20 protein-coding genes are annotated in these 23,757 nt (G+C 67.4%); 2 read left to right on the forward strand and 18 right to left on the reverse strand.

Features of this window, described 5'->3' with window-relative positions; genetic code table 11:
- Positions 1–27: 27 nt before the first annotated feature.
- The 5 genes from ACLJOO_RS30745 to ACLJOO_RS30765 all read right to left on the reverse strand — a co-directional run bounded on the left by ACLJOO_RS30745 (position 28) and on the right by ACLJOO_RS30765 (position 5,608).
- A complete protein-coding gene (locus tag ACLJOO_RS30745) occupies positions 28–1,359 on the reverse strand; it encodes a hypothetical protein (protein ID WP_410791008.1) in 1,332 nt (443 codons plus the stop codon).
- Between the two features lie 17 nt (positions 1,360–1,376).
- Positions 1,377–2,315 carry a hypothetical protein gene (locus tag ACLJOO_RS30750; RefSeq protein WP_410791009.1) on the reverse strand — a complete coding sequence of 313 codons (939 nt, stop codon included), beginning with the start codon at positions 2,313–2,315 and terminating at the stop codon, positions 1,377–1,379.
- Positions 2,316–2,324: 9 nt separating this feature from the next.
- Positions 2,325–2,786: a hypothetical protein gene (locus ACLJOO_RS30755; protein WP_410791010.1), complete on the reverse strand. Its 462-nt coding sequence runs from the start codon at positions 2,784–2,786 to the stop codon at positions 2,325–2,327.
- A gap of 385 nt (positions 2,787–3,171) precedes the next feature.
- A complete protein-coding gene (locus ACLJOO_RS30760; RefSeq protein WP_410791011.1) occupies positions 3,172–4,461 on the reverse strand; it encodes a hypothetical protein in 1,290 nt (429 codons plus the stop codon).
- 361 nt (positions 4,462–4,822) lie between these two features.
- Positions 4,823–5,608 (reverse strand): hypothetical protein, encoded by a 786-nt coding sequence (locus tag ACLJOO_RS30765; protein ID WP_410791012.1) that lies wholly within the window; start codon positions 5,606–5,608, stop codon positions 4,823–4,825.
- A 211-nt stretch (positions 5,609–5,819) separates the two neighbouring features.
- On the opposite strand from ACLJOO_RS30765, the gene ACLJOO_RS30770 reads away from it, so the two are divergent.
- Both ACLJOO_RS30770 and ACLJOO_RS30775 read left to right on the forward strand, forming a co-directional pair.
- On the forward strand, positions 5,820–6,659 hold the full coding sequence (locus tag ACLJOO_RS30770; protein WP_410791013.1) for a hypothetical protein: 840 nt from the start codon (positions 5,820–5,822) through the stop codon (positions 6,657–6,659).
- 1,235 nt (positions 6,660–7,894) lie between these two features.
- Positions 7,895–9,634 (forward strand): DUF4157 domain-containing protein, encoded by a 1,740-nt coding sequence (locus ACLJOO_RS30775; RefSeq protein ID WP_410791014.1) that lies wholly within the window; start codon positions 7,895–7,897, stop codon positions 9,632–9,634.
- 418 nt (positions 9,635–10,052) lie between these two features.
- On the opposite strand, the gene ACLJOO_RS30780 is transcribed toward ACLJOO_RS30775, so the two are convergent.
- The 13 genes from ACLJOO_RS30780 to ACLJOO_RS30840 are packed head-to-tail and all read right to left on the reverse strand — an operon-like array spanning position 10,053 to position 23,720.
- Positions 10,053–12,164: a hypothetical protein gene (locus ACLJOO_RS30780; RefSeq protein WP_410791015.1), complete on the reverse strand. Its 2,112-nt coding sequence runs from the start codon at positions 12,162–12,164 to the stop codon at positions 10,053–10,055.
- Positions 12,165–12,199: 35 nt separating this feature from the next.
- Positions 12,200–12,598 (reverse strand): hypothetical protein, encoded by a 399-nt coding sequence (locus ACLJOO_RS30785; RefSeq protein ID WP_410791016.1) that lies wholly within the window; start codon positions 12,596–12,598, stop codon positions 12,200–12,202.
- The gene (locus tag ACLJOO_RS30790; RefSeq protein ID WP_410791017.1) at positions 12,598–12,870 is read right to left on the reverse strand and encodes a hypothetical protein; all 273 of its coding nucleotides are present in this window, start codon (positions 12,868–12,870) and stop codon (positions 12,598–12,600) included. Before ACLJOO_RS30790 ends, ACLJOO_RS30785 begins: the two co-directional genes overlap by 1 nt.
- A 23-nt stretch (positions 12,871–12,893) precedes the next feature.
- On the reverse strand, positions 12,894–14,957 hold the full coding sequence (locus ACLJOO_RS30795; protein WP_410791018.1) for a hypothetical protein: 2,064 nt from the start codon (positions 14,955–14,957) through the stop codon (positions 12,894–12,896).
- A gap of 48 nt (positions 14,958–15,005) precedes the next feature.
- The gene (locus ACLJOO_RS30800; protein WP_410791019.1) at positions 15,006–16,649 is read right to left on the reverse strand and encodes a phage tail protein; all 1,644 of its coding nucleotides are present in this window, start codon (positions 16,647–16,649) and stop codon (positions 15,006–15,008) included.
- 20 nt (positions 16,650–16,669) lie between these two features.
- Positions 16,670–18,889: a putative baseplate assembly protein gene (locus tag ACLJOO_RS30805; protein WP_410791020.1), complete on the reverse strand. Its 2,220-nt coding sequence runs from the start codon at positions 18,887–18,889 to the stop codon at positions 16,670–16,672.
- Positions 18,886–19,275 carry a GPW/gp25 family protein gene (locus ACLJOO_RS30810; protein ID WP_410791022.1) on the reverse strand — a complete coding sequence of 130 codons (390 nt, stop codon included), beginning with the start codon at positions 19,273–19,275 and terminating at the stop codon, positions 18,886–18,888. The genes ACLJOO_RS30805 and ACLJOO_RS30810 overlap by 4 nt, the downstream gene beginning before the upstream one ends.
- 22 nt (positions 19,276–19,297) lie before the next feature.
- Positions 19,298–20,977, reverse strand: a complete 1,680-nt coding sequence (locus ACLJOO_RS30815) for a phage baseplate assembly protein V (protein ID WP_410791023.1) — start codon at positions 20,975–20,977, stop codon at positions 19,298–19,300.
- A complete protein-coding gene (locus ACLJOO_RS30820; protein WP_410791024.1) occupies positions 20,974–21,729 on the reverse strand; it encodes a CIS tube protein in 756 nt (251 codons plus the stop codon). The genes ACLJOO_RS30815 and ACLJOO_RS30820 overlap by 4 nt, the downstream gene beginning before the upstream one ends.
- 1 nt (position 21,730) lies before the next feature.
- Positions 21,731–22,717, reverse strand: coding sequence for a DUF4157 domain-containing protein (locus tag ACLJOO_RS30825; protein WP_410791025.1), 987 nt, complete (start codon positions 22,715–22,717; stop codon positions 21,731–21,733).
- Positions 22,718–22,765: 48 nt separating this feature from the next.
- Positions 22,766–22,918 (reverse strand): hypothetical protein, encoded by a 153-nt coding sequence (locus ACLJOO_RS30830; protein ID WP_410791026.1) that lies wholly within the window; start codon positions 22,916–22,918, stop codon positions 22,766–22,768.
- Positions 22,915–23,283 (reverse strand): hypothetical protein, encoded by a 369-nt coding sequence (locus tag ACLJOO_RS30835; protein WP_410791027.1) that lies wholly within the window; start codon positions 23,281–23,283, stop codon positions 22,915–22,917. Before ACLJOO_RS30835 ends, ACLJOO_RS30830 begins: the two co-directional genes overlap by 4 nt.
- The gene (locus ACLJOO_RS30840; RefSeq protein ID WP_410791028.1) at positions 23,280–23,720 is read right to left on the reverse strand and encodes a phage tail protein; all 441 of its coding nucleotides are present in this window, start codon (positions 23,718–23,720) and stop codon (positions 23,280–23,282) included. The genes ACLJOO_RS30835 and ACLJOO_RS30840 overlap by 4 nt, the downstream gene beginning before the upstream one ends.
- Between the last annotated feature and the right edge of the window lie 37 nt (positions 23,721–23,757).

Genomic DNA, 23,757 nt, shown 5'->3' on the forward strand with positions numbered 1-23,757 from the left:
ATTGCGCGCGGCGCCGTTGTCTCTCGTTCATGGCACGTCCGCGCTGCTCGTGTGCCGGGCTGCTGCCTTGGCCGCAGCCCGCTCGAGGCGGCGCAGACGCCAACTCAGAAGGCTCGCCGTCTTGGTCGCCAAGATTGCCTCACCGCGGCCTCTCCGACGTTTCTCCAGCGCGTTGTGCTCGGTTTCTGTCAGCCATATGCCGGTTCGACTCAAGAGGTCACGTCGCTCGGCGCGCGAGCGCCAGTAGCTGATTGCCGTCTCGACCAGCTTCGCGCCACCCACCAGAGGTCCCGCAAGAAGCCAGAAGACGACCGCACTGACCAACGAAATGATCGACGGCGAGGACGGTGGACCGGTGAACACCAGCGGAATCAGGAACAGCTCCCACCACGCCCCTGGGCCGACTGCGTGCCAGATCAGGAGGCCGAACACCGCCGTCATCGCGACCAGGTTGATGACGCTCGAGAGCCGCTCAGCTCTTGATCGGGCGACCCGGTCGTCGGCGTACGCTTCGAGCCGCGCGTCCACCGCCAACTCGGCGCCGCTCACTCCGAAGATGCCCAGGGCACGCTCGAGCGCCGCAGACGGTCGTCCGGCCACCTCGACGAACACGTCGAGATCTGTTGCCGGCCGCCGATCCGAGCGTTCCTCGACGGTGCTGACCGCCTCGGCGGCCGGACGGCTACCAAAAGCTCTGGCCAGCTCGGCGATCAAACCGATCAGTTCGCTGTCGACGTTGGCTCTCGCCAGTACCTTCTCGACTTCTGGTGCGGACGCACTGGCAAGGAGAAGGTCGATGTCGTCCGGCGACCGTGGATGAGCCTGCGCGGTCGCGCGGTGCAACGGCAGTTCGTTGACCAGCGCCGCCCCTTCGCCGGCCCCAGCCAGGACCGAAGGCAGCCCAGACAGGCTCGTGCCCAGTAGATCTGACTGGATGATGTTAATCAGTTCGTCGCGAGTGGTCTCTCCACTGGTCAGCAGAGCCTGCGCCGCGCCACCGGACGGCACTGCGACGAGCGCGAGGGCCAGCGCGCCCGGCTGAACGGGAACCATGTGGTACGTGTCGACCAACTCTGCCAGGAGGTCCATGCAGGCCTTCATTGCGGCCGATAGCGGCACTCCCCGCCAGGTCGAGCGCGAGCGGAACGTCACAGCATCCTGCGACTCCGCATCGTCGGCCACGTCGCTCAACCCGATGGCAGCGGGCGTGCCGCTGTGCAGCCAGATCCGGCTCCAGTCGCCGAGCGTGTCGACGCGAGACAATGCATCGAGGACCAGGCCCGTCCGAAGTTCTCCGCCTGCCCTACGTTCTGTCGCGGCGACCATCAGCGCGGACGCGACCGTTTCGCTCAGGATCAAGTGATCGTAATCGCCACTCACGAGTCCCCACCGCCGTGGTCGACGAAGGTAATGGGCTCCGCTGTGGTACCTCGAAACAGAAACTCCGTCAGGGCGAGGCCAAGCTTCGTTTCGTCCTCGATCTGCTTCGGCAACGGCCAACGCAGTTTGACGTAGAGATCGCCACGATGGACGTCGAACGCCGACTCGAGCAGATCACCGAACGATTCGACGCGATCCGGCAGGGACAGATAACCGAAGAGCAGACCGACGCCCGCGGCAATCAGTACCAGCGGAGTCCACAGGCTGAAGGGCACCAACAACACGGACCAAACCATCACACTCACGCTGGTGCCGATCTGGCCCCACGATGTGCTCAGCTCTTTCTTCGTCGACTCCGGAAGCACCGTCCACAATCGCGGCCAAACGACCGAAGCCTCCAAACCGTACTTCTCGTACGGCCGGCTCTCCGACGCACGAAGCATGTTACCGACGCGCGTCGGCATGACCTGCTGGAGCTTTGCGGGATACCGCCGCCTGAGCCGATCCAACTCGACCATCCGGCGCTCGTCCTGATCCGCGGGAGAGCTGGACCCGTACACGCGATCGACAGCCAACTGCCATTCAGAGTCCAACGCCGCGGCGCGGTTCCGAAACCGTCGCGCCAGAAGCCGCCGAAACCACCCCGTCCACCGGGGCCAACTGCCCATCAGCAGCGGGACGACAAGCTTCGTGACTCGCTCGACCAGAAGCATCGATCCGGCCGCAGCCAGCAGACCGACGACGAGGATCACGGCTTGCAGCAACACGCTGTGGTTATCGAGCGAGTCGATCCTCGCGCTGAGGCGAGCCAGCCCTCCATGGCCGGTCGCCCACGCGCCCCCCACGACGAGCCAGAACGCCAGTGCGGGTCCGGATATCGCGGCCCAGCGGTCGGCCAGCTTCGTCGCCAGGCCGTCCCAGAACTTCTCAAGCACGGCTACCCCTCACGGCGAAACGAGAGTGCACGCGTGATCCGGGCATTCAGCCACGCGCTCAGTCACAGTGCGCCGGTACCACACGTAGTGATCGGCCTCCGGACACCGGTACCGAACCGCGCGGACCGGGTTCCCGTCCGGGAACTGGACACCGGACGATCGCACCGCCTGCAGATCAGGCGGCACATGCGCGGGGTCGTCCAGGAACTCCAGAAGCCACTCCCTGGTGGCCTCATCTCGTTCGAGCACACGACGCAGCGGCTCGACCTCCCCCACGTGTCCGGACTCGACCTCGAGCAGTGCCGACAATTCTGCATCGACCTTGCTCGCGTCGTCCCCCAACAACTCAATGAGATACGGCCGGATCGCGCAGGCAGCCTCAACCAAGACCTGATCCTCAATCACCGTTTCACTCCCCCATATGTGAGAACGATCGATGCCAGGGGCCAGCCGTTCAACACGCAGCCGCATCCGGACACAAGGGACTGGCTCGAAGGACGAAACCTTGCTTGGTCGCGGGATGTCCGCGGGTCCGGCTCGTCAGGCTGCTGCCTCCGGTCAGCACAAACTCACCCGTTCGGACCGTGTACTCAGGCAATCAATCGCATGACTGCGCCGAGCGACTGCGAATTCCAGGCAATATCTGGCAATCATCCATCCCCCACAACAATTGGCGCGACGATGGACATAGCCCACGAGGCGCTTCACGAACTATGCACTGCTCCGCCGCGCCCTGCCAAGGCCTCGTCCACGGAAACTGGTTAACTCGAGCAGTCCATATCTCCAGCAACCATGAACAGGAAGTCAGCGACTCAATGAGCAGCGCACTTGTTCCGCCAGATCACAATGACGCGGCCTAGGTCCTGGCGCTGATGAGGAGATGGTTGGGCAGTGCCAGCCACCATGTAGCCGCTGCGCGGGGATCGACCGTGGTGCGCGGGTCGGAGCGGACCTGTTCCAGTGCTTCACGACGGCCGGTGATCGCGGCGCTGTAGATCAGATTGCGCAGGATCTCGACATCATCCTGGCGGTCGGGGTTCGCGGTGAGAAGGCTCAGCCGTTGGTTGATCGCGCCACGCCACCACTCGGTGGGAGTGCCGGTCCCGAGGTGAGCGAGTGCGAACGCGGCAATGCGCTGGGTTTCGGATGGTATGCCGCGGGCCAGCACGATCCGCTCGGCCAGCCGGAGCTCCGGTTCGCCCCCGATGAAGCCGAGGGCCATGAGAATCGTGGTACTCCAGCGAGTCGAACCGGTCAAGGTATTGGGCAGCATGAGCTCTGCACGAAGAGCGGCCGCCAGCGAGGTTTGGCAGGGAGTCGCCGAGACCGTGAAGGCGGCGGCGAGCTGACTGTCCTGGAGCGGATGGAACAGGAGGCAGTGGACGAGTTCGGTGAGCTCTTCGATGTCGCCGAAGTCGGGGTCGTTGAGCTGAGTGAGCGTTCGGAGGACCACCCGATCGGTCACCTGTCGCCGCGGATCTTCAGGTGGAGGAAGTGGATCCGGCAGCAACGGTTTGTGCGTGCCGTCAGAGAGTCTGCGCAAGATCCGGGTCGACCGCGAGTCCAGCTCGTCACCGGATCCGGACAGCGGCCGCAGCACGTCCATCACTCGTACTCGCTGTGCGGCCTGCAGCTGCCCACGCCACACCGCTTCGGCGAGGCCGGCGATCGCCCCGTCGAGTGCACGATCGTTGGTAGGGTGGTGGACTTGACCGACCATCGCCCTGATCGAGTCCTGGTGATCACTGCTGCCCAGCGCTGCTACCGTCGAGGCCATCGCCTGGTGGTTGCGAAGAGCAGCCGCGGACGCGCAGGCATCGATCGTCGGCGGACCGCCGGCCGGATGGTTGACCAATCTGGCAAACGCCTCGTAGCGCTGGGCCCAGGCGATGCCATCGGCGGCCAGCAGCTCGAGAAGTAGGCGCTGGGCCGTCGCTTCCCACATGGTCATCGGCAGCATGGCTCCGGGCCAACGCATCAAAATACGGGTCAGCTCGTCCCACTCGCTGCCGGACACGATCGCGTCGGTCGTTGTCCGATCAAGCAGTTCGCCGACGCGGCGGCTGTCGTCCGGTAACTGCTGCAGATCGCTTCCGGAGACAGAAGCGCGGAGTTGAGGCGTAAGGCCTCGGAGAAAGTCCGACACTGTGGTCAGGCGACCAGTCTGCAGCCCCAGCAGTTGCTCGTAACGTACGAGCGCCTCCCGTGGCACGGGCAGGTGCCCGGTCTCCCATCGCTGAATCGTCGAGACGTGAACAGGGCTGATGTGCTCACCGTCCGGCCAAGCCCGGGCAAGCGACGTCCGGCTCCTGAATCGACGATCGGGGTCCAGTTGGCGGCAGGTGCGAAGCGTCCACGCCAGCCAGTGCCGAATCCGCATACCTCAACGACAGCAGGTCCCGATGCCGACCGCAACGCCACAGTTATCCCCGGCGCGCTCGATCAGTGACGGTCGCAGGGCCTGTGCGACGTTGTCATCTGCCGCGTCGCCGTAGTGGCGCGCGCTGTCAGAAGCGGTCGAGCTCGTACAGCTTCCGGCCGGACGAGTCGAAAACCGCAACGTGGTCGGTCGAGTCGAAGCGGAGTTTGTAGGTGGCACTGTTCATGCTCTGGGTCACCCGGAGGGTGTAGAGGCCGTTGCTGTCCGGCTTCGCCGAGAGGGCGCAGGTCATCGGCCCGCCGATGTCGAGCGGCTTGCCCTGGTTGTAGAAGACGCCGTCGCACTGACCGTCTGAGCTGAAGGACTTGGCGCCCGTGCCGTCGGAGGCCGTCCAGTTTCCTACCACCGTGCTCGCGTCGGACTTGGGATGGCCGCCGAGGGTTGACCAGAGTCCCCAGGCCACGAGCACAAGGGCCACCACTGCCACTACCGCGTAGACGGGGTTCTGCCGGATCTTGTTGACGATCTTCTGACTCTGGTCGACCTTGACGCCGCCGTGGATCGTGTTCGCGTTGCCCATGGAGACACCGATGTTCCGCGATGCAGGAGCAGAGTGCCCGAGCGACGGCATCGCGGCCTGGAGCGCGGCCCTGAACTGCAGGTCGGCCGCAGCCGCGGTCGCAAGACTCTGCGCTGCGGCAACGCGAACCTCACTCGTCGCTTCACCGGTCGCGCGAGCCTCAGCAGTGAGCCGCTGGATCGCCGGATCGAGACCCAGCTTGGGCTCCACTACGTTCCAGATTCGCTCGCCGACCGCGTCCAGCGCGTTGTCGGTCAACCCGTCGACGATCTTCAACACCCGGCGGGCTTTGCCGGCTGCCCAGGCGACGAGGAAGCCAACCACTAAGTCCATTCCAACTCCGTTTCGGCGCGTGAAGAGTGAGCGAAGCTGTCAGCGACAGCGCTCGCCCTCGGCCACCGTATGGGTCTCGGTTACCCGAGGAACGGGAGTTGTGCGCGACCGACCCGGTTGCGCACAACCGGTATCAGACCGGAGCGTAGGCAGGTCTTGAGTGGTGATGTCGTGCCCGCTCGGCCCGATCACCGATCCGGAAGGTTCCCGCATGATTCGCAAGACCATGACCGCTGTTGGCGTGGGGGCGTTGTGCGCACTCTTGGCGGCCTGCGGCTCCCGCTCAGACGACCAGGCGTCGACTCCCGGAGGAGTCCCGGGCACGTACAGCGCGCCCACCGTGTCCACGCCGACGCCGGCCACCGCCACACCTTCGTCGCTGTCCTGCCCGGGTGCCACGCAGGATGCTGATGGCAAGTTCGTGTGCCCGACCGAGGCGACGGCGGCCGAACAGCCCTACGGAACCGCGACGGTCACTCTGACGAGCAAACAGGGCTACAAGGCCCGGATCGACGTGAAGGTGAGCGCGCCGGAGACGGTCACGGACCTGGTGAGCATCGGGGACTCCGCCAACCCCTGTAACAACATCATCGGGGAGACCAACTCCCACAGCGTGGGCTACAGAGTCCACGTCGAGACCATGACCACCGACATCACCGGCAACGGCTTCAACTGGGACATCTCAGTCCCCATTACGAGCCCCGGGGTCAACGCGATCGCCTACGACCCGCATCACAGCGCAGTCGAGCAACCGATCCGGGGCCGCGTGTTGTGCTCGTCCAACGCACTGAACGACGTCTCGGCGAAATTCGGACCGAACGAATGGACCCTGGCCGTGTGGGACACGGCGACGCCCACGCACAAGGTCGACGCGGCGGCGGTCCGGAAGGCGGCGCTGTGGATGGCTCAGATCAGCATCCAGGGCGCGGGCTGTGTCCCAGAGCTTCAAGGCGGCGGGAGCCACAAGACCAGCCTGAGCCCGAAGGGCCGTTGGAACCTGCTGAACGCCTGCAAGTTCGGCCTGGTCGGGGTCGAACCGAACCTCAGCTGAACGCGGCGATCCGACCGGCATTCGCAGCCCGTCGTGCCGTCACTCGCGGGCCGCGGATGGAAGCGCGCGGCCGGCCGAGGGGCTATGTGGATCAAGGTCTTGCGAGTTGATCAGGGCGCGGACGTGGCGGTACTTCCCACCGCGAACTCCTGGCTGCGACAATGGAGAATCGAAGCTGGGTATCGCGGTCGCCGCCAATGGCTGCACGCGGCGTGGTCAGTGGAACTCAGTAGTCATGGGTTCGGCGGGCAGTGTCGTGATCCAAGTCAAGGTCGAGGCGTGTGGCTAAGGTGCGTGTCCCGCCAGGAACAGGCCACCGCAACACGGCCGACAGCGGGCTGCGGCGCCGGGGCAAAGCGCCCCGTGCAGCGTTCAAGGTTCTACGTGCGTCCCCGGCGCTGGACAACTCACTGGCTGCCGGGCACAGGATGCCACCTACTCGGCTCAGTCAGGCTGCGTGACTGATCATGAGCGCGGACAACCGTTGTGCCTGATCCCGGTGCACAAGGACTCGGCGTACCTCGAGCGACACTCGACCGTCGCGCACCGGACTGACGACAGAGCGGTACGCGATCAACTGATTCCCGATCGACGGAGCAGTCGGCGAAGGAATTGTGCACGATCCGAGCTCGCTGAGATCCTCGACAGCCTTGCCCCGAGCTCAGCTGAAAGGTCTTTGGTCAGGAGCGACGGGTCCTCGTCGACGACGCGGCCGAGAGCGCGGTACGCACGGTACTCCCCATAAGGCTTGGCCGGCGCCCGCGAGGTCGTGGCAACCGCTTGGCCGATCTGGGATCTGCCCTTCAGATGCAACCTCGACCCGGCCACTGCGGTAGCGGATCTTGTTCGCGGAGTTCAATGTCCCGAGGAGCGCTGTACCACTCGCAGGCGCCTACGGCAGAACCGGCCGGCTTGCTCGTGCGTCCACGCGCCGCTGACGTTTGATCCCGGCCCAGATGCAGGGCCGGGCGGTGCGGTTCAGGTGCGTGTCCCGCGGCGGACTCCGCCGCTAAGGCCGCGCTTGATGGGCTAACTGCATACGCTGCCGTGCGCTGTGCCGGACCGGTGGTGAATGATGGTCGCAGCGGCCGTTCGGGGGCTTTGGGTTGAAACCCATGACCGAGTGGAAACGAATCTCGCGCCCGAGACCTCGGGATCCGACCGCCGAGATGTCGTCGATCCGCTTGACGGCCGTCGTGAGGCGCTGCGCTAATGAAAGGAGCGCAGGAGGCGTCATGAACCGATCGATGTCGAGGGTGGTCGCCGGGCGCGCACGGTCGGCAGGGACGCCGGTCCCACACGGCCGGGCGGTACCCAGCGGCGCCGTTCCCGCCGTGTGGAATCTTCAGCGAATCGTGGGAAATCAGGTAGCCGGCGAACTGCTTGCCGACGGAGCGGACGCAGCGCACCTCGACCTCAGTTCCCGCGGCCAGGTGCTGGATCCCGTGGTCGCGGCAGTGATCGGATCACGTCTGGGGAAGAACGTTGACCATGTCCGGGTGCACATCGGTAGCGAAGCCGTCCAGTTGGCCGAGCGGCTGCATGCACGGGCCTTCGCAGTTGGCCAGGACGTGTACTTCAATGCAGGCGAGTATCGGCCAGGCACGGCCGGCGGACAGGCGCTGCTGGCCCACGAGCTTTCACACACGGTCCAGGCGCGGGGCCGCCGCATCATGGAAGAGGCGCTGCTTCTCCCGGTGGGCCGCAATGACAGCCGGGCCGAACTCAGTGCCCGCCGCGCCGCGGACGCCGGAACCGCCGGCAGACAGCCTCCTGCCCTCGCCGAGGTCGCCCCGGCGCTGCACCGGCAGGCCAAGGCGGGCGCACCGGCTCGCATCCCCACGGTCGTCGTCTTTGGGTCCGGCCCTGGCGACACGGCCGGTGCCCGCCGATTGGCCGCTGCTCTGGCCGGCCGGATCCAGGCCGGCACCATGACCGACGACGACCACGAGGTCCTGCGGCAAGCGGGCTCGTACTTCACCGTCCCGGCCCGCGATGCCTTCCATGCCGTAATCGACTCTGCGATCAAGGATCGTGACGTGCTGCGGGAGGTACGCCGCAATGCACCGGCCCAGGCGCCGGGCGTTGGAGTGATTCCGCCGCTGCTCGTGACGACGATGCGGGCCAACAGCGTCGCGGATGCCGAACGGGTCGGCGGGCGGCACGCGGTGCAGCTGCGAACAGGCACAGTTAGCGTAGACCTTCGCGACGAGATCGAGGCGACGATACGCTTCTTCGAGGGCAGGGCCAAAACGGTCTACCGAGCGAAGGTAGCGCAGGCAGTCGAGGGTGTGCGGGCCCGAACCGAGCGCCATCAGCGCGGCGAACGGAAGCTGCTGGACAACCGCGGCCATACGCTCGGCCCGAGCTTCGGCCCGACCTCGAGGGTGGAGGAGTTCCAGACCGAGATCCTGCCTACCGGACCGGCGCGGAAGACATTCTCGATGGCGTTCGCGTTGATCGCCGCGACCCGGCAACAGACCAGCGACTCGGTGTCCGTCGAGTTGTATACGGACTATTCGGCCGGGGCGGAGGTCGGTGTGAAGATCCCGATCAAAAAGATTGTCGAGATCAAGCTGGGCGCTGGGGTGAAGAAGGGGCGGAAGTCGGCCGATAGGCACGAGGAGGCGAAGGTGAGGGTCGACGAGCGGAGGGCCTCCCGCAGCTACCAGCTCGACGTACTCGAACGCGAGGTGGTCCGGAAGACGTTTCGGGAGGTGACCGACGAAACCCGGCCGACAGGCGGTGGCTTCGTGATGGCGGAGTCGGTCGAGACGGCGCTTCAGTCGGGTGACACCGAAACGCAGCTCGGCTATGGCCTGACCAGCAAGGATTCCGGCGAGTCGAGGACGGTCTGGCCGGTCTTCACGGGGCGGCGGATCTCGCGTACGGCCGGAGAGGGGCTGGCGGCTCTGCTCGATGCGGACGGCGATCGGATGGCTGCTGAACTCGCCAGACTCGATCAAGGCTTCTGAGCAGCCCTGGGTGATCACTGACATGGATCGGGACCTGTCCAACAGTTAGATATGCCCACCAAGTTGCCTCGTCGCAGGCGACCAGACGAGGCAGGTGCAGAACCTGAACCGCAGCACCCATCAGCAACTCCAGCGGGCTGCTCCAGGGAGAACGGCCATGGCGGTGACCAACGTCCAGGAGTTGGCGAAGGATCATCCGGTGCTCGCACCGGTGAATGATTTGGCGGTTGACATGACCACTGGGCGGCCGATGGCCCACGTGACCTGGCAGGCCGACCGCACCACATCGCGATCGCAGATCGGCAGGAATCCGCGGTTCACCGCACTCCGGGTGGCGTACGAGCGCGCCCGGAAGGCGATCGACGCGAAGTTCGGAGAGCTTCTCGGCGAGCAGCGGTTTCGACCTCCTTGTTTCCGGTCAGTCTCCGACCGGGAATCCGCCAGCGAGCATGGCCTCGTGCTCTGGGTCCAGGAGCACCCGTGCCGCGCCGTCGCCGAACAGGTCCGGGTGCAGGTAGCGTCCACGGTCTTGGTCAGGCTTGGGTTCCTCCACCTGGATCCGGTGTGCCTGCGCCCATGCATCCTGGCGTACGCCGAACACCAGCCAGCACACGCCTGCGCCGGGTAGTTCGGTGTGCAGGCTGAACCTGTTGTTCTCCAGCGGTTGCGTCACACCGACGGTACTCGCACCGCCAACCACCGTCAGGTGATAGCTCAAATCGCCGTTCAGCGCCTCGACGTACGCCGGCAACTCGACGGTTGCGTCGCCGTCGAGGTCCGTCGTCACGGTCCCCCGGTACACGTTGAGCATCTCCGGCGACTCCACGAAGGAGTGTGAGAGGTAGGCGTTCGCGGGGTCGAGCGGATGATCGATCCGGAAGCCTCCCCCGCCCTTGTGCAGGGTGCCGGTCACGTCGACGTCGCCGAAGAACTGTCCCGCGGTCGGCCCGGTTGCGACCAAGCCCACCGAACCTCCGCTGGTGAACACGCCGGTCCTGCGACCCTGGGCGAACACACCCGTCATTCCGCTCGCCTGTACGGCGGATCTGAACGGACCGTCCTGCGAGTTCGTGGCGACGATTGCCGTACCGATCGATTCGACCCCTAGCTGCCCGCCGGGACTCGTGGTGCCGATGCCGACGGCGTCCCCGCCGTTGAACGCCACGACCGCCCCACCGGACTGGATTGCCAGGACTCCCCCGCCGACGTCGAAGATCCGCGAACCGAACAGCGAGAGCGTCGCCGGCGCGTCGGGCCGGCCGAACTCCACACCGCCGTTCGTCGTCGGAGTCACGGTGAGCAGGTCTCGCCCGGACCAGAGCTTGGCGCTTCCACCCTCGGAGTACCACACCCAACGCTGTCCTGCAGACGGAGACTCGACGAAGGTGCCGACGGCCCGGTCCGCGAACGAGAACCCGCCGGCCGGGCCGCCGCTGTGTACCTCGCTGCCCTCCACGTGGACAATGCGCTGCGGGTCCCCCGCAACGCTGATCGCCAACTGTCCGCCCGGCAGGGTCAGCCGCTTGTTGGTCATGTCGATACTGAGTACGTCGGTACCGGACCACAGCCGGGCCGCGCCGGCCGACGCGTACCACTCCCAGCGCTCCCCCGCCGCCGGAACGTCGACATAGGAGCCGACTGCCCGGTCGGCGAACGAGAACCCGCCGCGCGTGCCGCCGCTGTGCACCGGCTCTCCCTCGACGTGCAGCGTCGTACGCGCGGGTCCGGGAGAAGCGACCGACACGCGTCCCCCTCCGGAAAGCAGCGACAGCGAAGCAAGGGCACCGTCCACAGACAGCAGGGGGACGTCCGAGCCGTCGGAGCGAGCACTGAGCAGGAGGCCGCCATCGGCGGGGATGCTGAGCGCAGCGCCTTCTTGCTGCGTCACGTCGGGTGCTGGACCGCCCGTGGCGACCGGACTGCGCAGCTCGAGCCGGCCCGCCGGCAGGCCGGCCAGGTGACGCCGATCGGCATCCAGTGCGGTCGCGACGCCGCCGGGCCCCAGAGTCACGGACGCCAGGACGAGGATGCGTCCGTCGTCCGGTACGTCGTCCGGCGCCAGCAACCGCAGCCACGGCGTGTGAACGAGCAGTGGAGCGTTGAAGAGCAGCCCTTGATCCTGCACCTCGCGGAAAGCGATCGTCAGCAGCAGAGTGCCTGGCCCGGCCGAGTCGGTCGGCACGATCAGACCGCTGTCTCCGACGGGCACTGTCGGCACGTTGACCATCTGGCCCGGATCGACCGCCGGATCCACGATGGCCACACCTCCGACCGCCAGTGCGACGATCCGGCCCAGCGAGTCCAGACCAGCGCCGGGTGCCACGGTGAGACCCGCCGTATCCAGCACCGCCGACACGGCCAGGCCATCCGCGACACCCCAGGAATGCAGGCTCGACTCGGTCGTCCTGGACAAGGGCAATAGCCCGCTCTCCACGTCCGTAAAGCTCTCGCCGTGATTCGTCGAGCCGCTGCGAATCGTGTTCGTGGACAGGTTCCAGTACTGCGTACGGACCATCGGGGTGACACTCACGGTAGGACCTTTCCTCGTGGACCTGGGTCGCCGGATCAGACCGCAGTGAGCCGGCTCTGCCCGGCGGCGGAGACCTTCCACGTGCTGTCCGTCGGCGGGACGGCATTCGCGACCGGCGTGGTGGTCGCGCCCCCGGCCAAACGCAGCAACACTGCCGCTTTGCCGACCGTCAACTTGGTGGCCACCCCCGATGAGGCGGCCTTGGTGATGCAGGGAGCCGGCAACGGGACCTGACTCGTCGTCACGTGCGTGCACTGCAGCGGCAAGGGGGATGTCGGCGGTGCTGCAGGCAGGAATGGCAGGTTCTTCTCCTGCTCCAGTAGGAGCACGCCCTTGTTGCGGACGGTGAGGCGCGTTGAGACGTGGACCAGGCTGATCCTCCCGGAGTGGCCGCAATCAATCGTTCCGCCCTCGACGACAACCGACTCTGCCATCAGCCGACCTTCAGCACCGAGCCGGCGGCCGCCGGGCCGTCCGCCACGTCACTGGCGGCGCCGACGGTTGCCTGTTCGCCAGGTGGGCGTCCGGTCAGTTCCTCGAGCACCTGGATCGCCCCGCTGATCCGCAGCAAGGTCTCGCGCAGCGTCACCTCCTGGGCCATGAACTCCTGGAGGCGTCGTTGTCCCACCTCGTACTCGCGCTGCAGTTCCGACAGCCGTGACTGCGCCTTCTCCCGCATCGCAGCGTCCTGCGTCGTATCTGTCATGATCGTTCGCTCCTTTCCGATTGTCAGCCTGCCGCGACCAGCGTGCGGCCGGACTTCTCGGTCACGACGGCCAGCGGTTCGACGTCCGCCCGCACACCCTTGACCTCCCACCAGAAGCGTTGAGAGGGATTGCGCCCGTCCGCCGCCCGTACCGTGAACCGGCCGCGACGCACCGGCGAGGCGGCCAGGACAGCGACTGCTTCGTCGTCGTCGCAGAGGGCTGTGAGCATGACTGTGCGCTCTTCGGGGAGGACCAGCGCCTCGAAGTACTCCGGAAGAACCACCTCGGCGCGGCCGTCGACGAGCCGACCGGACCCGCGGTAGAAGACCGCCGCCTCCGGGCCTTCGATGCAGACGTGCTGCAGCGTCCGGTTCTCGGGGTCCAGCGGATGGTCGATGACGAACGCCTTCGTTCCGTTCGCGTAGATGGCGGTCCTCGGATTGTCCACGTCCTGGCCCACGTAGATGCCACCCGTCGAGAACAGGTCGAAGGTCACGACTCCGCCACCGGACCAGGCTGGTACTGCGGGCGCGCCCCTGACACGCAGGTTCCCGTCGACCACGCCGTCGCCGTGCACCGCGAAGGTCGCCGCGGCAGCCCCGCCGACGTGGACGCTGCGGCCCGTCGCCCAGTTGAGGAAGAGGTCGTCCGCCCCGTCGCTGCCCACTGCCTTGCCGTTGACGTGCCGGGCTGTCAGTACGCCGTTGCCGCCCGCACCGACGTACACGTCGCCTGTCACACGCAGGTCGGCCCGCCCGCCCGCACCGACATCGAGCGGCCCTCTGGCCGAGACCCGGCCGTCGCCCACATCCATGACCAACGCGAAACCCGCGCCCCGGCCCCAGATCCCCGCGTGCCTGTCGTCGGACATCCCAAGGAACGCGGCGTCCCCGGATCCGTTCTGGTGAAGCCAGATCCCCGCTGACGCGTCACCCCCCTGACGTACCCGCATCCGGCGCGCGACGTCGAGCCCGCCACCTTCAGCAGGCGCTCCGACGGTGAGCTGGTCGGTCCCCGACCACAATCTGGCGGTGCCACCCGCGGCGTACCAGACCCAGCGCTGTCCCGCGGCCGGGCTTTCGACGAAGGCGCCGGCCTGGCGGTCCGCGAACGAGAACCCTCCGCCTGTCCCGCCGCTATGCACCTCTGATCCCTCGACGTGCAGGACCCGTGACGGTACGGCGGAACCCAACCCGATCGCCACGTCCCCGGATGGCTCGACGACGAGTTTGCCGGCGACGTCGAGACCACCCGTCGTCTCGAAGGTCCCCGCCACGACGACCGTCCCTGCTACATCGAGATCACCGGCCACGGTCAGGCCGTCCGCCACCCGCACCTGTCCGGTTGGTCCGTCCACGGTGAGGCCGGCGCTGACTGTGCCGTCCGGGGCGGTGCGTTCCAGCTCGAGGCTGCCGTCGGGAAGCGACCTCGGCCGGCTACCAATGGCCTGGCCAACAGTGAGCGCGGAGATTCCGCTCGCAGCAGTTGGGTGGCGGGTCACGGTGTCGGTGACCGCGAGCGCTAGGCGACGGCGATCAGCAACCAGCGCGGTGACCGCGCCGTTCGCGTCCAGCATGACCGTCGCGAGTGCAACACTGTGCTCGTTCTCGGTCCACGCCGCCGCCGGCTCCAGGTGCAGCCAAGGTGCGTGGTCGATCTCAGGCACTTGCCCCAGATTCGCGGTGACCCAGACTTCCCGAGGAACGATCGAGAGCACGAAGTCGCCGCTGCTACCGTCCGTCGGAAGGGCGACCCCGTCCACGGTGACATCGACCATCGGCACATTCGTCTGTTGATCGGCCGGCAGAGTCTGGTCGATGACGGCCGTGCCGTCCACGACGAGGGCGGCGACCCGGCCGAGACCGTCGACGGCCACTCCCGGCGCGATCGTCAGCCCCGGCTGCCCCTGCACCGCACTCACTTGCAGGCCGTCCGCGACGCCTGGCTCGAGCAGCGCACCGAGCGTGGTCCGCTCCATCGGCAGCAGGTATCCGTCGACGTCGGTCAGACTCTCACCGCGTTGTGTACTGCCGCCGCGGACGGGTCCCGTGTCGAGCACCCCGTAGTACGTTCGACGCAGTCTCATGCTGGTTCCCTTCCGTCCTAAAATGCTGTGCCTGCTGGGCCGACGTCGTCAGTTCGCGGTGATCCGGCCCCATTCGGTGTGAGCGGGGCGGTTGTCCTCCACGACACTGCTGACGATCGCCAGGACCTGGCTCTCGGTCGCAGCCCGCTCCTCTTGGTCGATCGGCAGCCCGCTCTCGAGGAAGTGGACGACGACGTCGAACCGGTACGGGCGCAGCCGCGGCCAGATCGGGGTGACGCCGGGCGCCTCCGGCTGGCCGGGATCGCAGATGACGAGCCGGTCGTCAGCGGCAACCATCCCGGTCGGGAAGACCATGTGCCCTGCCACGCTGACCCGCACCGCTTGCGGCGTCGCGGCCTCTGGATCGACCTGGTAGACAGCCGCGCTGTCGCACACCGCCCGGACGAACGCGTCCTGGTCGAGCTGCCGGAACGGCTTGATCCCGACATCCAGGACATGCAGAGCGCCGCCCCGGGTATGGGTCACCGCGGTGGGCGCGACCAGAGGATTGGCCGTCGGCAGCAGTAGGGACTCCGCCCACGCCGCGGCGTTCGTCCGGTCGACCACGACGAGATTGCCGTTGAGCAGTCCGGGGCCGAGACCCTCCTGCTCGCGCCCGTCCCCGATCACCAATGTCGCGTCGGGACGGACCAGCAGAGACAGCGGTTCCAGCACGGTCGTCAGCGCGTGTCGCGTGACCGACAGCGGGGTCGGCGTGATGGTGACGATCTTCGGTGGGTTGGGTGTGCCAGGGCCGTCTCCACGGTCGAGCACGAGCAGGTCGCCGTTGACGTCGACCGCCAGTGCCACCGGTGCGAACAGGTTGGCGCCGACGGCCAGCGTGGTGACCTGTGTCGCGGTGGGAGCGTCGTACGGCGCGGCAACGGCGGTGAGCGTTCCACGCACGTCGAGGATGTAGAGCGTCTCCGGCTGCGCGCCGCGTGGCGGTCTCACCGCGACGCCGACCACCTGCCGGAACTGGGTGTCGGGGGCGACGGGCCGCGGCTTCGGCGGGGCGCCGGTGTACGTGTAGTCACCGGACGAAGTGAGCCGCCACACCCGTGGCCGCAGTGGCAACGGAACTGCCGTCGGCAGGCCGACGTCGCCCACGAACAGGTCTCCCCCGCCACCACGGGCGATGCACCACGGACGTATCAGTCCTTCGGTCACGACGGTCGAACCACGCAGTACGGGCCCCTGGCTAACCATCACATTGACCGGCGCGAGCAGGTCCGGTCGTGGCCTGGTGACGAGCACCCGGCTCCCGTCATCGATGGCCACTCGGGGCCTGGCCGGTCCCAGCGTGTGGAGAGCCAGATGGTCCAGCAATCCGCCCTTCAGCCCCCGGCGGCGATAGACGGCGGCAATCGAGGCCGTGACCCGTCTGCGCTGGTACTCGTCCCACAGCGGCTCGCCGCGCAGGGTCGGCAGGTCTAAGCCAACCCACGAGGCAAGGTACGGCAAGAACTTCTCCGGCGTCTTCCAGGCATCGAACAGGCGGTCGGTGCCGGCGACCACGTCGGCCACGGCGTCGTGAGCATGGTCCCCGTGATCGAGCCGGACGTCGTCGTTTATCCCGGTGAGCACCTTCTCGACGATGCGCAGCCACTCGCCCAGCCTGATGCCGTCGGGCGGGCCGGTGTCCCGCCACAGCGCCGGCGGCAGGTAACGAAGATAGGAGCTCTGTTCCATGTCGCGTCCTCCCGCCGCGCTCAGCTGTCCGAAACCTGGAGCTGGACGTCGTGCTTGCCTGTAGCTGCGCAGACCAGCTCGTAGTCGGCGAGGCGGACCGAGGCCCCGAACCCGGACAGCGCGAACGGTCGCTCCAACGTCTGGTTGTAGTTGCCATCGGTCCCGGTCGGGTTCAGCGGCGGATAGTGGTACGCCGGAATATCCGGCTTCACCTGCAGCGTCGAGATGTAGCCGAGGTCCCGGGCCGGTATGATCGCCTGGAACAGGTCGGAGGTGTACACGTTCTGGCCGACCTGCCATCCGATGCCGTCCGGGCCGCCGCGCGCCGGATGCAGGAAGGTGGCGATCCGGGCGAGGGTGTCGGCCTTGACGTCTTCCGTCTTCGCCCCCGCGGCCGCTGCCTCCTTCCAGATCACCACCTGGGCCTGCACGATGATCGGCAGGTACCGAGGTCCGGTGACCTGCAGCTGTACGCCGATGTCGCGGCGCTGGTCGAGGTAGCCGCGCACCTCGTCGACGAGCTCCGGAGTCGGAGTCGGCCGCGGGACCGAGTCGCCCTGGTCGGGCACGACGACGACAGTGACGTTTCCCGGCGCGCGCACCACGCCGGCGAACGTCCATGGATCACCGGCTTTCCAGGCCGGCAACTGGTCTAGCAGCTGCATCCGTGGCAGCAGGCAGGCCGCGATGACGACGCTCTTGTTGGGCTCGCCGGCAAGGATCTCGTAGTCCTCCGCCGTCACAGCTCGATCCCGCGTCTTCAGCTCGCGTGGCGCCCGGCGCAGTGTGTCGGCGACGGCCTCCTCGTCCGAGCCATCGGCGGCCGGACCCAGGTTTGTCACCGACTTCACCGCGGAGAGCTTCTCGCCGACCAGCGTCGTCCCCGGCTGTACCACTTGGCGGGCCGCTACGTTCCCGGCTCCGCCGGAAGCAACGTAGCGGTAGGCGGCCCGGATCCGGCAGCCCGCAGCAGGGATGGCACCGCTCCCCTCCCTTGCCTGCGGGTCGTAGTTGCCGAACGAGATCTCGCCCACAACGGGATCGACCCGGTACACGTCACCCGGTCCGGCCTTGAGGTCCTCGACGGCACTCCAGGCCTGCCACACCGGCGGCGTACCCGTGCCGACCTCCACGACGAGGTGCCCGTACGGCGCACGCGGGTCCGGCGCCCGGTAGAGCGGCCGGTAACGCAGCTGGAAGGTCTGGAACGGCGTACCGTCACTCACCCCCAGGTCCTCCGGCACCCGCAGGGTCAATGCGGTGGACGCATGGGCGGCGTTGAACAGCACCCGGTCGATGCCGACGGCGGATTGGGTTGTGCCGCTGTTCACGAGCCGCAGTCCCAGCCAGAAACGCGGGCTGTTGTTGGCGTCCGCAGGACTCGCGGCGCTGACCGCACTCCAGGTCGGCGTCGGCGGGCCGTCGGACGTTGGTGCGGCGCGCTGCGCGGACCAGGCCGCGGGCGGTGTCAGGACCACAGCCCCGTCCTGACCCAGTGCCAGCGCCGGACCGCCGCCGGGTGGCAGGAACAGGGTCCCATCCGTGAGTTCGCTGGCCGCAGCCTGTGTCCACGCGATCGGCTCCACGGCCGCCGTCGAGTACGCCCAGGTGACGGCGACCCCCGGCGGCAGCGGTCGGTACAGCCGGATGCCCAGCCTGGCAGCCTCTGCCGGCTTCGCGTCCAGGCCGAAGCACAGCTGTACGGTCTTGCCCGCCGGGAGAGTAACGAGCATCTTGGCCGCCGGCGACCCGGCCAGCGCCGTCGTCACATCGCCGTACGTCGCTGTCGCGGCACCGTTGTCGAAGGGACCGATCTGCAGCGCGGTGTCGAGATGCACGGGCAGGACCCGCACCGGCTCGTCGGTCTCGAAGACGATGCCGGGTCGGCCCTCGGTCGCCGCGGTCTCGGCCTGAGCTCCGGCCGCGATGTCCACCGGTACGGCATCGCTGCTGAACGTGAGATACGTGTGGGCCGGTGTCGGCGGGTCGCGGGTGATCCCCAGAAGGTTGAGGAAGGCAACGTAGTTCTTCTCTGGCACCTGGTTCAGCCGGTACAGAACGCTTTCGGTCAGCCAAGCGAAGAGCTCGATGAGCGTGATGCCGAGGTCGCTCGGGTTGTGGTCGGTCCAGGTCGGCGCGTACTTCGGGATCAGCGCCCGCATCTCGTTGACCAGGTCCTGCCAGGTCCGGTCGTCGAGGTCCGGCGGCTCGATACGTCCACGCTGCGCATCGAACGTCATGATGTCGGCTCCAGGTAGAAGGGGTAGACGAGGTTGTGCACGTCCTGGGTGGCGCGCAGCCGGTAGGTGACCGTGATGAGCAGCTGGGCCGCGCGGTTGGCGTTCTCGACGACGATGTCGAGCACCTCGATCCGCGGCTCCCACCGGGCCAGCCCCTCCGCGACGTAGTAGCGCGCGAGACCGGCGGTGGCAGCGTTGTTCGGTGCGAAGGCGAGCGTGCTCAGGTTGCAGCCGAACGTGGGCCGCATGACCCGTTCCCCGTACTGCGTGCCGAGGATGATTCGGATCGACTCCTCGACCTTGGGTGATCCGGCGGACTCGCCGAGTCCGGCCACACCCAGCCGGAACGGATGGCTGAGCCCGCGCCCGTACACCGCCTCATTCATCGCCGCCCCCTCGTCCGCCCGCTCACGTGACATCCACCGAGGCCGCCGTCATCGCGATCTTGGTTGTGCCGTCGGCGGCTTCGAGATGAAGCTCCTGCTTGGCCGACAAGGTCAGGTTGCCGTCGCCGGAGATCGAGATGTTGCCTTTGGCACTGATCGTGAGGCTGCCGGCCGACGCGATCGTGACAGCGCCGTCCCGCGAGTCCAGCACCACCTTGCTGCCCTTGGTGTCCTGGATCGTCACCGACCGCGAGTCGTCCGAATCGTCGAAGGTGACGATGTGTCCGGCAGGAGTCCTGATGACGCGCTTGCTGGGATTCTTCTCCGGCGGCAACTGCTTCGCGTTCCACAGGCCGCCGAGGACGTAGGGCTGCGAGAGGTCGCCGCCTTTGAAGGCGACGAGCACCTGATCACCGGAGGCGGGCAGCCAGTAGTGCCCACTGCCGGAGCCGGCGCCGGGCTGGACGCAAGGCGCCCATCCGGTCTCCGTCTCGTCCGACAACTCGGTCAGCCGCAGCCTCACCCTGCCCAGAGGTGTCACGGGCGGGGCGGCCGTCAGCTCCATGTTGTCGATGACCTCGGCAACCATGACGCCGTAGAACTTCTCCGCGTGCTCAGGCCCACGCACGTCGACGGCCTTCTTCCGCAGCAGGCCGAGCAGACTCGACTGTCCGCGCTGGGAGATCGAGAAGCTGGTGCGAAATCCTCCCGAGTCGATCGTGTGGGTGACCTTGCGGGCCCGGTATGTGCCGGAGAACCGCTTGCCGACTCCCTGGATCTCTACGTACTTGCCGGCCGTCAGGTCCGGCAGACCGACGCACGACCCGTCTCCCTCGTACATCCCCTCCAGCAGGTCGGCGAGCACCGAGCGCGCGATCTCCACCGCGCTGAACGAGCTCGCGATGGTGTGGTCCCGGATCCCCTCACGAACCAGGGAGCTGAGCAGGTCCACGGCCGAGCTGCCCAGGCGTTCGAGCAGGTTGTCGGTGTCGAGGTCCGCCGCGATCGCAGCGGCGTAGATGCTCTGCGCGAGTTCCTGGTTGTATCCGCGGACCACCTGGAGGCCGGCCACGCCGGCGCCCGAAATGCGGGCGGTGAAGCCCGACAGGTTCTTGCCCCACTGGAGAACCTCGGCGGCCAGCTGGGGCCGGGGGAACTGGAAGTGCAGTCTGTCCCATTCCACGTAGACGTCGAAGTAGTGCCGCTTGGCCAGCGACTTCAGCAGGGTGAAATCACTGTCGGTCTGGGACAGGGATTCGAGCAGCGGCGGCGTGGGGTCCACCAACGGGATGAGGCCGTTCTCGACGGCGATCCGGGCCGCGATCACGCTGGGACTGGTGAGGCCGTACGTCGTCGGTTTCGGCTGGTTGCGCCGGAGCTTGTACGACTTGTCGTAACCAGTCACCTGGATCGTAGGCGGGCCATCCTGCGGGAAGCTCGGCGCGACGGAGGCCACCTCGCCGAGGAACGCAGGTCGGAGGTCGTTGCCGTACCCGAGGTGGATCTCGACCGTCTTGCCGATGTCCAGGAGGGCGGAGTCGAGCAGCGTGTTGTCCGGGTTCCGCAGTACGAGCGAGAAGGTGCCTGCCATGTCCAGGTCGGTTTCGACGGTCAGGCTGACGATCTGCTCGGTGAGGTCCGCGCCCAGGGTGACGCCGGACAGCACGATCTCGAAGCGTGGCGCGTAGAACGGCTGCGTCATGGCACCCGCCCCCCGGCGCCGGTACCGGCCGCGCGTCCGCGCGGCGGGATCATGAGCGTCGTTCCCGGCGGTACGCCGAGGGGGTCGTCGATCTTGTTGGCGCGGGCGATCTCGCGCCACAGGGCTGGATCTCCGAGGTAGGCCGCGGCCAGACCGGCGAGGGTGTCGCTGGTGCTCGTCACGTGCAGCGCGGTGGTGACGCCGATCATCGCGCCCACGGCGTTCGCGGCCGCTGACACAGTCGGCGAGCCGAAGAACACGCCCTGATGGACGTCGACCTCGAGGCGCACGTACTCCTGGAAGCGGACGGACAGGCTGCTGCGCACCGGAGTACCGTCGGGCAGGAACATCGTGTAGCGCTGGCCGGCGTCAACCAGGACGCATTGGAACTGCAACCGTCCCAACGAGAACAGCAGAATCGGTGGCGCCTGCTCGTTCGGATCCTTGTCGAGCAGCTGGACGACCGGGGCTGTGAAGGTACGGACGTCCTCGCCCGTCTCATACGTGTCGAAGAACAGCTCCATCGACAGGGTTCTGGCCTTGCCGCGGACGTACTGCACCGGTGGGGTGCTCAGGCCCGGGATGCCCACCTCTGCGAAGGTGTTGCCCTGCTCGAGCTTCACCTCCTCGGGGTTGTACATCACCGAGTGGGTCTCGTGCGTGAAGGTGTTGATGATCGTCGCCTTGGCGAGGGCGCGGGTCGGCGAGGCGACTGCGGCCAACTGGCCGGTGAAGACGCTCGGCTCGCTCATGTCAGCCACCTCGCTCGTACTCGCTCATGATCTGGCGCATCACGTCCGCCACCACACCCCGGCGCAACGACTCGAGATCCACGGCCGGCGGACCGTCCAGGTCCCGGTCGGTCGCCGCACGGGCGGCATGCGGTGCCGTGGCGTGCACCGCCGCCGGCATGACGGCCGACGGCATCGCGGCTGCTTGCCTCGGCACACCCGGCCCCGCCGCGAGGCTCAGCGGCGCAATACCGGTGGTGGCGCCTGCCAGCCGTGTGCCTGAGTCCGTGTGCCTGCCGTCATCGCTAGGCGCCCGCCCCGTCCTCGGCCGCGTCGGCTGGTCCGCCGAACCGCGTAGGACGTGGCGTTCATGGTCCCGAGCCAGTCGCTCTTCGGCACCCGTGCCGACGGCACGCCTCCAACCCTTGCCGGGGTCGAGCAGGGCAGCTACGTGGGTGGCCTCGTGCGCGAGCAGCGCGACTCCGTCCTCCCGTTGCGGCGCATACCGGTCTTGGCGGACATGGACGTCGCGGCCAACCGTCACGGCGTCCGCGTCCGCTGCACGCGCGATCGAGTCGGCGTCGCGGCCGACGTGTACCTGCATGGCTTCAGCGGCAGGTCCTGCGAGTCCGCGCAATCGAGACCGCACCGAGGACGGAACTTCGCGTACTTCGCTCTCCTGGTGCCGCCCCTCGCCGTACTCCTCAAAGCGCTCAAGTGGACGGGCCACCAGACCCGCAGGCTGCTGCATCGCGCCGCCCGAAGACCGCAGGTCGCGCGCGGCGATGTCCGTGTGCGGGTGTTGTTCGACGCGCTCGAAGCGCTCGCCCGACATCTCGGCGAGCTTTTCGACCCGCCGCACGAGGACAGCGAACGACCTTGCCCAGGCCAGACCGGGCACGTAGCCGGCGATCCACGCACGAGCCTCGGCATCCAATTGCCGGCCGAGCGTGGGCCACGGCGATGGACCAGACGCTCGTCGGTCGTCCTCAGGCGATGCATCGTCCATTGCGGTCCTCCTCTCAATGTCGGCGCCGGCGTCGCTTCCCGATCCGGCTCAGCCCTCATCCGCCAGCTGCGCGCTGACCTCACCAACCCAGCGCAGCCGCTGCGCGTGGTCGAGGCCGAGCAGCTCCTCGAGGGTCCAGTGGACTTGGCGTCCGAGGAAGGCGACCTCGTGGTGAACCCGGTCCACGGGGTAGCCGGTCATCCCCCCAACGGCACCACCTCGACGACGTGCTCGGCGCCGCATTGCGGGCAGGTCACTGCCATCTGCGTCGCAGTAAGCCCGTTCAACCGGTTGTAGAGGTCCTGCAGAAACGCCAGATCCTCGGAGAAGAGCCCTTCGACCACGCCGGCATGAACCTCCGGCAGACTGCCCAGCTTGGTCACCACCCGCGAGAGCACGAGGACGACGAGGTACGCCGGCCAGTTGCGAACCCTGGGATCCTTGAGCGGGTAGATCTCGTCCGCGGCCGTCGCCAGGCGCATCACACCGGTCCGGTGCACGGTGCCGGTCGCGTCGACATACCCTTTCGGCAGCTCGAACTCGACCTCGGTGACGAGGGGTGTCACGCTCGCGTCAGCCCTTCGTGCGCGAGCGTCAGCGTCTCGATCGCTACCTCGTTGCCCTTGGCCGAGAACGACGGCAGCTCGCACTTCGTCGGCCAGGCGCGGATGAAGTTCCACCGGGCCCGCTCGGTGCTCGCGTCGAAGTCGAAGAGGACCAGCGTGCCGTGCTTGCGCACCACCTGGCCGTCGATAATCTGCTGCCGCCAGTTCCACAGGTCGAGGTTGTCGGTGATCCCCCACTTGAGCGTGATGTCGCCGTACGCCGTCTTGCCGGGCAACTTGTGCACCGTCGTGTTGTCGCCGCCCTCGCGGTACTCGACGACCTCCGTCGTCGACGACAGACCGCTGCACTCGCTGAAGCCGGCCTGCGTGATCCCGTCGATCTGCACCAGGAAGTTGAAGTTCCGGTACGGGTCTACGAGTTGTCCTGTCTGTGCCATCGCCATCTCCTCCGGTCCCGGACCGTGCAGGCCGGGG

Origin of the sequence: Kribbella sp. C-35, assembly GCF_046549195.1 — a bacterium.
GTDB lineage: Bacteria > Actinomycetota > Actinomycetes > Propionibacteriales > Kribbellaceae > Kribbella.